This window comes from Flagellimonas profundi, from assembly GCF_017313275.1.
Lineage (GTDB): Bacteria > Bacteroidota > Bacteroidia > Flavobacteriales > Flavobacteriaceae > Flagellimonas > Flagellimonas profundi.
Map to the genome: position 1 here is coordinate 1 of NZ_JAFLNM010000002.1, position 13,360 is coordinate 13,360.

Below are 13,360 nucleotides of genomic sequence, written 5' to 3' on the forward strand. Positions count from 1 at the left end.
CATTGGCAGAGCAATGCATGGGCAAGGTGTTTTTGTAAACCGGTAAAATAAAATTGAGTGCGGAGAATATTCCCTTTTTAATCTCGCCCGTATATCCGGTCCCACCGATAAGGGCAATCTTTTTGCTAAAGTTAAGAATGGCAAAGTTATGCTGTCGTGTACCATCCACATTGGGGTCTGCCATAAAACCAGGGGCATTCACCACGGTCCACTCTGGATCAAAGTCATCCAACTCCGCATCGGTAGGGCGAAGGAACATATTGTAGGCGAACATATTCGACCATGGATATTCGTTGATTACCCGAATATTCAGTTTGTAGTCCGGGTCGGCACAGGCATACGAGTCCCTCACATAAAGCTCCTTTTCGTTCAGATAGGCAATGACCTTAGTATACAATGCATCGAACTTGTCACTATCAAAAGGGATATTGATATCGCCCCACCAGACCTTATCCTTGGTAATATCGTCCTTTACGATAAACCGGTCTTTGGGGGACCTGCCGGTGAACTCACCAGTATTGACGGCCAAAGCGCCCGAGGAGGCCTCTTTGCCCATACCTTTTTCAATGGTGATGTCCTGAAGTTCTTCCGGGGATAGTTGATAATGGATGTTGTCGTGGTCAATTCCGTAAGCATTTAACGAAATCGTTTTCGTAACTGAAACAGAATCCTTCATAGTTTAGTTTTTATGTTGGTACAAAACTAGAAAATATTCAGTTTTTGTCCTTTTAAAACCTGCTTAATCGGTCGCTTTTTGGGTTAAAATGTGATATCCCAAACAAATCCAAGCAGCGATCATCAAAACACCTCCTATTGGTGTTAAAAATCCGATAATTTTAAAATCGAAATCAGTCAACGTATTCAAAGCCAATACGTAAATAGAGCATGAAAACAATATAACCCCTAAAAGCACCAAAATAAGAACGGTTCTCTTAGCCTTCGGGTTGACTCCATTCAATATTCCTAAAAAAATAAGAAACAACGCATGGTACATCTGGTACCGAACACCCGTTTCAAAAGTAGCTACCGCTTCGGCATCTACCAATTTTTCAAGTCCATGGGCACCAAAAGCACCTAACATAATCGCCAGCATACCGATTACTATTCCAACTAACAAAATTGTTCTGTTCATAACTTTAGCGAGCTATTTTTTTAAAAATATAACATTTTAATACCTTAGTGATCGTTCAATTCAAAAGTAAATAAAACACATGATTCGTACTATTTTAGTTGTAGGAGCAGGTAAATCAACCTCATACCTTTTAGATTATTTCCTGAAAAAATCAGACGAAGAAAACATACATATAAAAATCGGGGATCTTCATCCCGAGAACATCCCGGATGATTTTGCCAAACATCCCAATTGTACCGTGTTCGAATTGGACATCTTTAATGAAGAGGAAAGGAAAAAAGCTGTTTCGGAAGCATCCATAGTGGTATCCATGCTGCCTGCACGTTTGCATATTAATGTTGCCCGCGATTGTATCGAATTTGAAAAACACTTTATCACTGCTTCTTATGTGAGTGATGAATTAAGGGAACTCGATGCTACAGTTAAAGAAAAAGGCCTTGTTTTTATGAACGAGATAGGCCTAGACCCCGGTATTGATCATATGAGTGCCATGGAGGTCATCGATAGGATCAGGGATGAGGGTGGTAAAATACTGTTGTTCGAATCCTTTACAGGTGGATTGGTAGCTCCGGAAAGCGATACCAATCTTTGGCACTACAAATTCACATGGAACCCAAGAAACGTAGTCTTGGCAGGTCAAGGTGGAGCAGCAAAATTTATACAAGAAGGAACCTATAAGTATATTCCTTATCAAAAACTATTTAGAAGAACAGAATTTTTAGAAATAGAGGATTACGGCTCTTTTGAAGTATATGCCAACAGAGATTCGTTAAAATACCGCGAGGCATACGGTTTGCAAGATGCCCTGACCCTTTACAGAGGTACCATGCGAAGAGTTGGTTTTTCCAAAGCTTGGCAAATGTTCGTAATTCTGGGTATGACGGACGACAGTTACACCATCGAAAATTCTGAAGGTATGTCTTACCGTGAATTCGTGAACCTGTTTCTTCCCTATTCCCCAACGGATTCGGTGGAATTAAAAATGAGACATTACCTAAAGATAGATCAGGACGATATTATGTGGGGAAAACTACTTGATCTGAACATTTTTGATGCTACCAAGAAAATTCCACTGAAAAATGCATCCCCTGCCCAAATGCTGCAATATATTTTAGAGGATAGCTGGACATTGAAAGAAGATGAGAAAGATATGATCGTGATGTACCACAAGTTTGGCTACGAACTGAACGGTGAGAAAAAACAAATTGATGCCAATATGGTGGTAATCGGAGAAAACAGAACCTACACGGCCATGTCCAAAACGGTAGGGTTACCTGTAGCCATGGCCACATTACAAATTCTCAACGGGAAGATTACCACTCCAGGGGTTCAAATTCCAATCAATAAGGAAGTTTACAAACCAATTCTGGATGAGTTAAAAAACAATGGCATTAAATTTAAGGAATATGAAAAGCCTTATTTAGGCTATAATCCCGACTCCGTTGCAGGTTAGTTTCTCTTGTATTTTCAATATCTTTAGCTTCAAATCTAAATCCAAGTTGTGAAAAACGATAACAATTCAGTTAAGATTGATGGGATTGACAAGAAAATCCTAAGATATCTTATGGAAGATGCGCGTAAACCTATCCTTGAAATTGCAAGAAATATCGGGATTTCCGGGGCGGCCATCCATCAAAGGCTGCGTAAACTGGAAAGTTCCGGTCTTATTGCCGGGTCCAAATTTGTTATCAATCCAAGGGTTTTGGGCTATTCCACCATGGCTTACATTGGTATTTATCTGGATAAGGCAATGGCCAACCCAAGGGCGGTAAAACAGCTTGAGCGTATTCCAGAGGTGTTGGAGTGCCATTACACCACAGGAAATTGGTCCATCCTCATAAAAGTACTTTGTAGGGACAACGAGCATTTGATGCAAGTATTGAACAAAAAAATACAGCAAATTGAAGGGGTTTCCCGTACCGAAACCTTTATTTCCCTGAACCAACAAATTGATCGTCAAATACAGATTTGATATTTGTATTAAATCTAAATAAATATTACATTTGACCCCATGAATGTAATATTCCAATCCACATATTACACCCTTTACCAGGCCAATAACGAGCGTTGTTTTTATCTTGATTTTGGTCAGAAAACGGTACGTATGTCCTTGTGCCAATTACTTTCACTACGGCATAAAATAATGGACATCCATATTGAAGACCACTTTGATGGTGATTTGAACAGCCATGGATTCGAGGTTTTGATGCTCTGTAACAAAGAACATCTCTTTATACTGAACACACTAGAAATACTGGACCTTAAAAACCTTATTGAAAATGGTTTTATGGCGATAGGTCTTTCCGCTAAATCCAAAGTGCTTATCCAGTAAGCAACCTTACTTTAATCCAAACTTAGTTGGTTTCTAAATTATGGGACTCCATATGTAAAACAGATTAAATTCTGTAACTTTATAGTACAATCACACTAGATATACACACCATGAAAGATATTGCAAGACAAAGTATGAGCATTAAAGTGGAATCCATGGATTTGCTCAACGGACAAATAAAAATCGAAGCCCATGCCTCTGCCACCTATTTGGCGATGGCCTCTTGGTGCGAACAGAACGGATTTTTTACCAGTGCCAAATTTTTCTTTAAACAAGCAGAAGAGGAGCGCGAGCACATGATGAAGATTTTCAACTTTTTGGTGGATACCGGAGGCAACCCAATTTCACCAGAAGTAACGGATATCAACCACGATTACTCCTCTATTACCGATATTTTTGAATCCACTTTGGAACACGAGGTAAAAGTGACAAAATCCATTCACAATATTGTGAAAAAAGCCAGGCAAGCGGGTGATATAGCAACCGAACGTTTCTTGGACTGGTTTGTTATGGAGCAGGTCGAGGAAGAAAACACCATTAGGGATATTCTGGATATGATCGAAGTTACGGGCACCGAAGGTGTTGGCCTTCAAATGATAGATAACCAAGTTGCCAATTGGATAGAATAGTTTGTTAAGTTTGTTACATGACATAAAATAAGAAAAGGGGCCAAATGGCCCCTTTTTTATATGGTGTCTAAAAAATCTTAGTCTCTACCTCCAAAAACTTGAACCGCCCAATACAATAGTGATGCCAATGCACCCAAGGCTGCCACCAAATAGGTTCTTGCGGCCCATTTCAGTGCGTCTTCCGCACCGGCATATTCTTGTTGGCTTACCATGTTCTTTTGTTTTAGCCAAACCAACGCTCTTTTACTAGCATCGTATTCCACGGGCAGGGTAATAAAACTGAACAAGGTCGCGAAGCCCATCATGATCAATCCAGCTACAGCGATGTAAAAACCAATACCACCTACGACTCCAGTGGCTGCCATAAGCATAATACCACCGAATACTATCCAGGTGGACATACCAGAGGTAACACTTACCACAGGGACCAATTTAGAACGCATGGTCAACCATTCATAAGCCTGCGCATGCTGTACCGCATGCCCGCATTCGTGGGCTGCCACTGCAGCTGCCGAGGCATTTCGTTGATTGTAAACCCCTTCACTAAGGTTTACCGTTTTGTTTTTAGGATTATAATGGTCCGTTAGCATCCCAGGGGTCGAAATTACCTTAACATCCCTAATTCCATGGTCATCAAGCATTTTCTGGGCAATTTCTGCACCGCTCATACCATTTCTTAAATGGACCTTTGAATATTTTTTGAATTTACTCTTCAATCGGTTGCTCACCATCCAACTGACCAGAGCAATTCCACCGATTAATATATAATATGTCATCATAGCATTATCTCTTTAATATAAATATACCACATAAAAGCAAAAACCCCGCCAAATTATGGCAGGGCTCCTTTACTGTCAAAATGTTAGTGTTTTTAGACCAGTACTGGCTCTAGCTTAAAGGTTTCAGCAATTTCTTTGTAAACTATTTCTCCTTCAACCACGTTCAATCCCTTTTCCAAGGATCCATCCAATTTGCAGGCGCTACGCCATCCCATGTTGGCCAATTTTAGCACATAGGGCAGTGTTACATTCGTCAAGGCAACAGTAGAAGTATAAGGCACTGCCCCTGGCATATTGGCTACACAGTAATGGACCACGTCATCAATAATATAAATGGGGTCCTCATGGGTTGTTGGCTTGGTGGTTTCCACGCATCCTCCTTGATCCACCGCTACATCGACTATAACAGTTCCCGGATGCATATCCTTGAGCATGTCCCTTGTGATCAAGTTAGGGGCTTTTGCTCCTTTTAGTAGGACACCACCAATAATCAAATCGTTTGTTTTTATATGCTTTCTGATATTGAACTCATTCGAAAAACCAGTCACCACATGGCTTGGCATAATATCGTTCACATATCTGAGACGTTTCATGTTTACATCCAAAATGGTTACTTGGGCACCCAATCCTGCTGCCATTTTAGCAGCCTGAATACCCACGGTGCCAGCTCCAAGCACCAAAACCCTGCCTGGTGACACTCCGGGAACTCCGCCCAAAAGCACTCCTTTTCCCTTCACAGGTTTCTCCAAGTATTTAGCGCCTTGTTGAATCGCCATTCTGCCAGCCACTTCGGACATTGGTGTTAACAGGGGAAGTGTGCCATCTTCGTCCTCTACGGTTTCATAAGCAATACAAATAGCTTTGCTTTTGATCATGGCATTCGTCAAAGCTTCACTGGATGCAAAATGAAAGTAGGTAAAGACAATTTGCCCTTCCTGTATCAAATTATATTCCTCTGCTATGGGTTCCTTCACCTTTACGATCATATCGCTCATGGCATATACCTGACCAATGGTATCCAAAATTGTGGCCCCGGCCTGTTGGTAATCCTGATTGAAAAATCCACTTCCCTCACCTGCGCCGGATTGCACATATACAGTGTGGTTGTTTTTTACCAATTCAAATACCCCGGCTGGCGTCATGCCAACCCGGCTCTCGTTGTTTTTGATTTCTTTAGGTATACCAACAGTCATAATGTTGTGTTTTTTGGTTTCTGGGGTCAAAGTTGAGCAAAAAAATTAGATTAAAACACAAAAACTCGATAAAAAATAGGGGTGTTGGGTTAAAATATTTATTTTTTAACATTTATACCCCTTTTTATGTAGGGGTTAAATCATTTTTTATTACTTTTTTAATAAGTACCCCTTATTTTTTAAGGGTAAACCTGTGTGAAAATAAAAAAGCATGCCAATCGGCATGCTTTTTTGGGGTATTTCTATAATATTCTTAACTAATTCGCCTAAGAATCCTGTTTTGAGACTATCCTACGATATTCACAATCTTTCCTGGCACCACAATAACTTTTTTAGGTGTTCTTCCTCCCAACTGGGCCTGTGTTTTTTCGTGGGCCAAAACAGCAGCCTCGATTTCATCTTTGCTCATATCCAATGGCAACTCCAATTTAAAACGCATTTTACCATTAAAAGATATCGGATACTCCTTACTGCTCTCTACCAAGTACTTTTCTTCAAACGTTGGGAATGGTGCTTCGGCAATAGAATCTGAATAACCCAAATGACTCCAAAGCTCTTCGGCAATGTGAGGTGCATAAGGCGATACCAAAATGGCCAATGGTTCCAAAACAGCTTTGCTGGTACATTTTTGTGAGGTCAATTCGTTGACACAGATCATAAAGGTGGAAACCGAAGTATTGAACGAGAAGTTCTCGATGTCCTCCTCTACCTTTTTAATGGTCTTGTGCAAAGTTTTCAAATTATCGGCGGTGGGTTCCGCTTCGGCTCCGCTCAGCGACCCATTTGTATACAACTTCCAAAGTTTCTTTAAAAAGGAATGTACACCCGTAATTCCCGCCGTGTTCCAAGGTTTGGATTGCTCCAAAGGACCCAAGAACATTTCGTACAAACGAAGCGAATCCGCCCCGTACTCCTCACAAATGGCATCTGGGTTGACGACATTATATTTGGATTTGGACATTTTTTCAACTTCGCGGCCAACAATGTATTTCCCATCTTCAAGAATGAATTCTGCATCTTTGTATTCTGGTTGCCATTCCTTAAATGCCTCAATATCCAGCTCATCCGATGCATTCACCAAAGAAACATCTGCGTGAATAGGAACAACATTCCTACCAGCAATCAAACCTTTCGAATACAATTTATTGGAATCCAGTTCTCGATACACAAAAGCACTTGTTCCCGTAATCATTCCTTGGTTGATCAACTTCTGGGCAAATTCGTCCTTGGGCACATAACCCATATCGAACATAAACTTCTGCCAAAAGCGGGAATACAACAAGTGGCCCGTAGCGTGCTCGCTACCTCCTATATATAAATCGACATCCTGCCAATAGTTGATGGCTTCTGGAGAGAAGATGGCCTCGTCGTTGCGTGGATCCATATACCTATTAAAGTATTGGGAACTTCCCGCCCAACCCGGCATCGTGTTCAACTCCAAAGGAAATACATTTTCATTATCGATGAGCTCATTGCTAACTACTTCCGCCTTGAGGCGGTCCCAAGCCCAAGTAGTGGCGTTGCCCAATGGTGGCTCGCCCGTTTCCGTGGGAAGGTATTTCTCCACTTCGGGTAGTTTTAAAGGCAAATGTTCCAAATCTATCATTTGCGGCATACCATCCACATAATACACTGGAAAGGGTTCGCCCCAATAACGCTGACGACTAAATACGGCATCGCGTAAACGGTAGTTCACTTTCCCTTCGCCGTGCCCGATTTTTTCCAACTCGTTAATGATTTTCTTCATCGCATCTTTATAAGGTAGACCGTTCAGAAAATCGGAGTTGGCAATTACCGTGGTTTCCTTATCGGCAAAAGCCTCTTCGGAAATATCCACCCCTTCAAAAATGTTGGGGATAGCTATATTGTAATGTTTTGCAAAATCGTAATCGCGTTGGTCTCCACAGGGCACCGCCATTACGGCTCCCGTTCCGTAACTGGCCAAAACATAGTCCCCAATCCAAATGGGAATCGGTTCCTTGGTGAACGGATGCTCTGCATAAGCTCCAGTAAATACACCCGAAATGGTTTTCACATCGGCCATACGGTCACGCTCGGAACGTTTTGCCGTGGCTTCCACGTAAGCTTCTACTTCTGCTTTTTGCTCTGGAGTTGTGATTTTTGCCACCAATTCGTGCTCCGGTGCCAAGGTCATAAAACTTACCCCGAAAATGGTATCGGGACGGGTGGTGAAGACTTCAATTTGATCTGGGTGATTGAGCGAAGTCGAAACCACATCTTCATCGCTTCGACTACGCTCAGCGTCCAATACATTAAAAGTAACCGATGCACCAACGGAACGTCCAATCCAGTTGGTTTGGGAATCTTTTAGTGGCTGTGGCCAATCAATTTTGTCCAATCCGTCCAACAAACGCTGTGCATATGCGGTAATGCGCATACTCCATTGCGTCATTTTTTTACGGACCACGGGATGACCTCCACGCTCGGAAACACCATTCACGATTTCATCATTGGCCAAAACAGTACCTAAAGCAGGACACCAATTTACTTCGGTATCCGCCAAATAGGTCAATCTATATTTTAAGAGGATTTCTTGCTTTTCTGTGTCGGAATAACCATTCCAAGTTGCAGCATCAAAGCTTGGGGTGTCATCATCACAAGAAGCTTCAACATTGGCATTTCCTTCTTTTTCAAAAATGGAAACCAAACTGGAAATATTTTCCGCTTTATCGGATTTCTTATTGTACCATGCATTGAACAATTGGATAAAGATCCATTGTGTCCATTTGTAATATTGTGGATTGGAGGTACGTACTTCGCGGCTCCAATCAAAAGAAAAACCAAGCTGGTCTAATTGCTCACGGTACCTGTTAATGTTGTTTTCCGTGGTAATTGCCGGATGCTGACCCGTTTGAATCGCATATTGCTCCGCTGGCAATCCGAAGGAATCGTAGCCCATGGGATGCAATACATTGAACCCTTTATGTCTTTTGTAACGCGAATAGATGTCCGTGGCAATGTATCCCAGCGGGTGCCCTACGTGCAACCCTGCCCCTGACGGGTAAGGGAACATCGACAATGCATAAAATTTAGGTTTATCCGAATCGTTGGATGCCTTAAAAGTTTCATTTTCTGCCCAATACTTCTGCCATTTGGCCTCAATCTCGCGGAAATCGTAATTCATTGTTAATCTTGTTCAATTTCGTGTGCAAAAATAGGTTTAATCCCCTAAATACAATTTACTTTTCTATTTTTACGTACTGATTCTACTATATGAGCCAATATATTGAACGATATCAGCGTCGAAAACTGATTTCCTCCTACTTTTCCGTGGCTTTGAGCATTGCCTTGGTACTGTTTCTTTTAGGTGTTTTGGGCCTTTTGGTGCTCAACACCAAAAAATTAGCAGATCACTTTAAGGAGCAGATCACCATTTCAGTGTTTTTAAAGGACAATGCAAAACCTGTGGAAATAGATCAATTGCAGAAAAGTTTGGCCCTTGCGGAATACACGAAGTCGGCCGAGTACATTTCCAAAGAAGATGCGGCAGAGCAATACAGTGAGGATATTGGTGAGAATTTTGAAGAGTTTTTGGGCTACAACCCTCTAAAAAATTCCATTGATGTGAATTTGAAGGCAGATTTTGTCTCTTCCCAACAAATTGATGAGATAGCAGAGGAATTGGCAGCCAAGGCCTACGTGGACGAGGTGAGCTACGATAAACCCCTGATTTCACTACTCAACAACAATGCTCGGAAAATCAGTTTGTGGATATTGGTGGCCAGCGCCATTTTTACGGTAATCGCAGTTTTGCTGATCAACAGTTCCATACGACTGTCCATCTATTCCAAAAGGTTTATCATTAAAACCATGCAGATGGTGGGCGCCACCAAAACCTTTATCCGAAGACCTTTTATATGGACCAACATTAAACTGGGCATGGTCGGAGCTGTAGTGGCATTGATCGGACTTGGCGTTTTAGTATACTATATCGATAAAAACTTCCCCGAACTGAATCTTTTGCAAGATTATATTGTTCTCATCATTTTATTCGTTAGCGTATTTGGTTTGGGCGTTATTATTTCCTGGGCCAGCACCCATTTTGCGACACAACGCTTTTTAAACCTGAGAACGGACGATCTTTATTATTAACTTTGCAGCATGAGCAAGAAAAACAACAACGGTCAAAAACCGGCCAAAGAGTTTGTTTTCCAAAAGAAAAACTATCTCTTTCTATTTATAGGTATTGCCTTTATTGCCCTCGGGTTTATTTTGATGAGTGGTGGCGGAAGCGACGACCCAGAAGTATTCAACCCCGAGATATACAATTTTAGAAGAATTCGTCTTGCACCGACCTTGATTCTTATCGGTCTTGGCATTCAGGTTTACGCCATTTTGTTGAATCCCCACAAGAAAAAGAAGGAATAATTGGAATTAATTGACGCCATAATCCTTGGAATTATTCAGGGATTGACCGAATTTTTACCTGTTTCCTCCAGCGGTCACTTGGAATTGGGAAAAGCAATTTTGGGAGCGCAGGCCGTTCCCGAAGAGAGTTTATTGTTCACGGTAGTGCTCCATTTTGCAACCGCGTTAAGTACCTTGGTGGTATTCCGCAAAGATGTTTATGGCATTCTGAAAGGCTTATTTCAGTTTAAATGGAACGAGGAAACCCAATTTTCTTTAAAAATCATCATCTCCATGATTCCTGCTGCTTTGGTAGGTCTTTTTTTGAATGACTTTATAGAAGTGTTTTTTGATGAGGCCATTGTGATTGTTGGAATTATGTTGGTGATCACAGCATTTTTGCTGTATTTGGCAGATTTGGCCAAGACCACCGATAAAAATGTATCGTTCCGCAGTGCTTTTGCCATCGGAATGGCTCAGGCTGTTGCCATATTGCCCGGTATTTCCCGAAGTGGGGCAACCATTTCTGCCGCCGTCCTTTTGGGAGTTGACAAAACAAAATCGGCCCGTTTTTCCTTTTTGATGGTGGTTCCGCTTATCTTGGGCAAAGTGGCCAAAGATTTGATGGGCGGAGAGATTTCTTTTCAAGGGGACCAGGCCGTGGCCATGGGTGCAGGATTTGCTGCTGCCTTTATCGCTGGACTTGCTGCATGTACCTGGATGATCAAACTGGTACGCCAAAGCAAGCTTACCTATTTTGCCATTTACTGTTTGATTGTGGGCCTAATCGCCCTTGCTTGGAGCATTTGGGGATAGATCAGTATATTTGCCCCAAACCCCAAGTTTTTGAACACCAAAGAAGATTTTTTAAACGGTCAAATCCTGTTAATTGACAAACCGCTGGAATGGACTTCGTTCCAAGCGGTGAACGCACTTAAATGGGCCATTCGTAAAAAATTTGACCTCAAAAAGATAAAAATCGGCCATGCAGGAACATTGGACCCCTTGGCCACAGGTCTATTGATAATCTGCACCGGAAAATTCACTAAAAAAATTCCAGAGTTGCAAGGACAGGTAAAAGAATATACCGGAACGTTCACGTTGGGTGCCACTACACCTTCTTATGATTTGGAGACTGAAGTGAACGAGACCTTTCCGACCGAACACATTACGGATGCATCCATCAAAGAAGCCACAACGAAATTCTTGGGCGAAATTGATCAAGTACCTCCCATTTTTTCAGCCCTAAAAAAAGATGGCAAGCGATTGTACGAACTTGCCCGTGAAGGCAAACAAGTCGAAATAAAATCAAGAAAAATAGAAATCCTGGAATTTGAGATTACCCGGACCGAACTCCCCAAAGTGGGCTTTCGGGTCGTGTGCAGTAAAGGGACCTACATCCGTTCCTTAGCGCACGATTTTGGGAAAGCTTTGGGCTCTGGAGCCTATTTATCCGAGCTCCGAAGAACCAAAATAGGGGATTTCAACGTAAATAATGCCACAAGCCCCAATGTTTTCAAGGAAAAGCTTGAAGCAAGTACCTCGACATAGGAAAGTTGGGATAAAATATTTTTGAAAAAAAGCGGTTATAGTAAAACCATGAACTTAAATAAGAGCCAGTTATCACTTTTGATTACTTTCTTCTCTATGTCCATAGTGATTTTATTGTTGTTCAATATTCACTTAGGAGGCATACAAGAGGATGAATACGTCATTGAAATGAGCTTGGCCGATGAAGATATTGAAAAACTTCTAGAAGAGGAAGAGGAACGATTGGAAGAAATGGAGGCCGCCAACGACCCCATTAAGAGCCACATGGCCGTGAATCAAACAGCCAAACCGAGTGTTGGTAATCCCGAACCTTTAAAAACTTTGGAAGAGCTCTTGGAAGAAAGGGCCATGAGCAGCGAAACAGGCGAATATGCCGACAACTCTGCTTTTGAAGAACAATTGAAGCAATTACGGGCCCAACGGGATGAGAAAAAGGAAAAATTGGGCGAACGCGATGCCCAAAAAGAAGAGTTTACCGACTATTTAAAAGACAGGCGCACCAGTATTTCCTATTCCTTAGTGGATAGAAATGCATATTATTTACCACCTCCTATCTACACCTGTATAGAAGGCGGTAAGGTTGTTGTCAATATTTCGGTGGACGACAATGGTTATGTTACCGAAGCAAGCTTTAACGACAAAAGTTCCGGAACGGACAACGGTTGTTTGGTGGACAATGCAATAGCCTATGCTTTAAAGGCGCGTTTTAGTCCAGATTCCAAGGTATCGCAAATTGGAACAATCACCTATTTATTCCAGAGCAAGTAATTTTAGGATATCCTCCAGAATATTTTGCCCTTTGTTTTTATTGTACCAAACTTGAAGCTCTTGTTTGAACTCATCGGTCAATTTACCGTGTTCCCTTTTGCAATCTTCCACCATTTGAGTGGCAATACTTGGTCTTGGGCCCCACTCGCCGATAATTTCATCATCAGCTTTGTCCAAAACAATCATTTTAGGAATGGAACGGGCGCCTTTGGTAAGGAAGGTATCCATCAAATCCAGACTTTCATCCCGCAGAACAACTTTTAGGGTTATGTTCGGGCTTGCTTCTGCAATTTTGTTCATGATGGGCAAACTTGCCGCCGCATCTCCACACCAGCTTTCGGTGAGCACCAAGAACACAAGCTCTCTGTCCAAGGAATCCAACTTTTGTTGTACCTCATCGTTGATTTTAAACGTTTTTTCCCACCGCACCATTCGGCGGTCACCAAGCTTGGTATAATTGACCATAGCTTCAGATTGGTTTGAACCCGTGGACTTACCCATTATCGCCAGTTGACGAACCAATTCAAGGTATTTCGGATAATCCATTGCCTTTGTTATGTACTCCTGTACCAATTCCAACCTGTTGCTCTCCAATACTTCCATAAAAT

General features: G+C 41.8%; 15 protein-coding genes. 9 read left to right on the plus strand and 6 right to left on the minus strand.

The features are described from left to right. Both J0654_RS08915 and J0654_RS08920 read right to left on the minus strand, forming a co-directional pair. On the minus strand, positions 1 to 676 hold a 676-nt coding region (locus J0654_RS08915; RefSeq protein WP_207028066.1), incomplete at its 3' end, for a phosphoenolpyruvate carboxykinase (ATP). 63 nt (positions 677 to 739) lie between these two features. Further along, positions 740 to 1,132 (minus strand): DUF423 domain-containing protein, encoded by a 393-nt coding sequence (locus tag J0654_RS08920; protein WP_207028068.1) that lies wholly within the window; start codon positions 1,130 to 1,132, stop codon positions 740 to 742. 79 nt (positions 1,133 to 1,211) lie between these two features. Between J0654_RS08920 and J0654_RS08925 the strand changes: the two genes are divergently transcribed. The 4 genes from J0654_RS08925 (at position 1,212) to J0654_RS08940 (ending at position 4,093) form a co-directional block, all read left to right on the plus strand. Beyond that, positions 1,212 to 2,585, plus strand: a complete 1,374-nt coding sequence (locus J0654_RS08925) for a saccharopine dehydrogenase family protein (protein ID WP_207028071.1) — start codon at positions 1,212 to 1,214, stop codon at positions 2,583 to 2,585. A gap of 48 nt (positions 2,586 to 2,633) precedes the next feature. Next, positions 2,634 to 3,104: an Lrp/AsnC ligand binding domain-containing protein gene (locus tag J0654_RS08930; protein ID WP_207028072.1), complete on the plus strand. Its 471-nt coding sequence runs from the start codon at positions 2,634 to 2,636 to the stop codon at positions 3,102 to 3,104. A 39-nt stretch (positions 3,105 to 3,143) separates the two neighbouring features. Continuing rightward, positions 3,144 to 3,464 (plus strand): hypothetical protein, encoded by a 321-nt coding sequence (locus J0654_RS08935; RefSeq protein ID WP_207028075.1) that lies wholly within the window; start codon positions 3,144 to 3,146, stop codon positions 3,462 to 3,464. 110 nt (positions 3,465 to 3,574) lie between these two features. Further along, complete coding sequence (locus tag J0654_RS08940) at positions 3,575 to 4,093, plus strand: ferritin (protein WP_207028076.1); 519 nt, start codon at positions 3,575 to 3,577, stop codon at positions 4,091 to 4,093. Between the two features lie 77 nt (positions 4,094 to 4,170). On the opposite strand, the gene J0654_RS08945 is transcribed toward J0654_RS08940, so the two are convergent. The 3 genes from J0654_RS08945 to leuS all read right to left on the minus strand — a co-directional run bounded on the left by J0654_RS08945 (position 4,171) and on the right by leuS (position 9,210). Then, positions 4,171 to 4,872 (minus strand): zinc metallopeptidase, encoded by a 702-nt coding sequence (locus J0654_RS08945; protein ID WP_207028078.1) that lies wholly within the window; start codon positions 4,870 to 4,872, stop codon positions 4,171 to 4,173. Between the two features lie 92 nt (positions 4,873 to 4,964). After that, positions 4,965 to 6,065 carry an alanine dehydrogenase gene (gene ald, locus J0654_RS08950; RefSeq protein WP_207028080.1) on the minus strand — a complete coding sequence of 367 codons (1,101 nt, stop codon included), beginning with the start codon at positions 6,063 to 6,065 and terminating at the stop codon, positions 4,965 to 4,967. Between the two features lie 286 nt (positions 6,066 to 6,351). Then, positions 6,352 to 9,210, minus strand: a complete 2,859-nt coding sequence (gene leuS, locus J0654_RS08955) for a leucine--tRNA ligase (protein ID WP_207028082.1) — start codon at positions 9,208 to 9,210, stop codon at positions 6,352 to 6,354. Between the two features lie 89 nt (positions 9,211 to 9,299). Here leuS and J0654_RS08960 point away from each other — a divergent pair, with 89 nt between their 5' ends. The 5 genes from J0654_RS08960 to J0654_RS08980 are packed head-to-tail and all read left to right on the plus strand — an operon-like array spanning position 9,300 to position 12,752. After that, complete coding sequence (locus J0654_RS08960; protein WP_207028084.1) at positions 9,300 to 10,178, plus strand: cell division protein FtsX; 879 nt, start codon at positions 9,300 to 9,302, stop codon at positions 10,176 to 10,178. A gap of 9 nt (positions 10,179 to 10,187) precedes the next feature. Next, positions 10,188 to 10,454, plus strand: coding sequence for a DUF3098 domain-containing protein (locus tag J0654_RS08965; RefSeq protein ID WP_207028086.1), 267 nt, complete (start codon positions 10,188 to 10,190; stop codon positions 10,452 to 10,454). Beyond that, a complete protein-coding gene (locus tag J0654_RS08970; RefSeq protein WP_207028089.1) occupies positions 10,455 to 11,249 on the plus strand; it encodes an undecaprenyl-diphosphate phosphatase in 795 nt (264 codons plus the stop codon). A gap of 30 nt (positions 11,250 to 11,279) precedes the next feature. Continuing rightward, the gene (gene truB, locus J0654_RS08975; RefSeq protein WP_207028091.1) at positions 11,280 to 11,984 is read left to right on the plus strand and encodes a tRNA pseudouridine(55) synthase TruB; all 705 of its coding nucleotides are present in this window, start codon (positions 11,280 to 11,282) and stop codon (positions 11,982 to 11,984) included. A gap of 48 nt (positions 11,985 to 12,032) precedes the next feature. Beyond that, positions 12,033 to 12,752 (plus strand): energy transducer TonB, encoded by a 720-nt coding sequence (locus J0654_RS08980; RefSeq protein ID WP_207028093.1) that lies wholly within the window; start codon positions 12,033 to 12,035, stop codon positions 12,750 to 12,752. On the opposite strand, the gene J0654_RS08985 is transcribed toward J0654_RS08980, so the two are convergent. Beyond that, positions 12,735 to 13,355 carry a thioredoxin family protein gene (locus J0654_RS08985; RefSeq protein WP_237685943.1) on the minus strand — a complete coding sequence of 207 codons (621 nt, stop codon included), beginning with the start codon at positions 13,353 to 13,355 and terminating at the stop codon, positions 12,735 to 12,737. The genes J0654_RS08980 and J0654_RS08985 overlap by 18 nt on opposite strands. Positions 13,356 to 13,360 lie beyond the last annotated feature (5 nt).

Coding starts and splice junctions, on each gene's coding strand:
- J0654_RS08935 (WP_207028075.1), top strand. CDS start 3,144: ATGAATGTAATATTCCAATCCACATATTACACCCTTTACCAGGCCAAT.
- J0654_RS08965 (WP_207028086.1), top strand. CDS start 10,188: ATGAGCAAGAAAAACAACAACGGTCAAAAACCGGCCAAAGAGTTTGTT.
- J0654_RS08960 (WP_207028084.1), top strand. CDS start 9,300: ATGAGCCAATATATTGAACGATATCAGCGTCGAAAACTGATTTCCTCC.
- J0654_RS08985 (WP_237685943.1), bottom strand. CDS start 13,355: ATGGAAGTATTGGAGAGCAACAGGTTGGAATTGGTACAGGAGTACATA.
- ald (WP_207028080.1), bottom strand. CDS start 6,065: ATGACTGTTGGTATACCTAAAGAAATCAAAAACAACGAGAGCCGGGTT.
- J0654_RS08945 (WP_207028078.1), bottom strand. CDS start 4,872: ATGATGACATATTATATATTAATCGGTGGAATTGCTCTGGTCAGTTGG.
- J0654_RS08980 (WP_207028093.1), top strand. CDS start 12,033: ATGAACTTAAATAAGAGCCAGTTATCACTTTTGATTACTTTCTTCTCT.
- J0654_RS08920 (WP_207028068.1), bottom strand. CDS start 1,132: ATGAACAGAACAATTTTGTTAGTTGGAATAGTAATCGGTATGCTGGCG.
- J0654_RS08925 (WP_207028071.1), top strand. CDS start 1,212: ATGATTCGTACTATTTTAGTTGTAGGAGCAGGTAAATCAACCTCATAC.
- leuS (WP_207028082.1), bottom strand. CDS start 9,210: ATGAATTACGATTTCCGCGAGATTGAGGCCAAATGGCAGAAGTATTGG.
- J0654_RS08940 (WP_207028076.1), top strand. CDS start 3,575: ATGAAAGATATTGCAAGACAAAGTATGAGCATTAAAGTGGAATCCATG.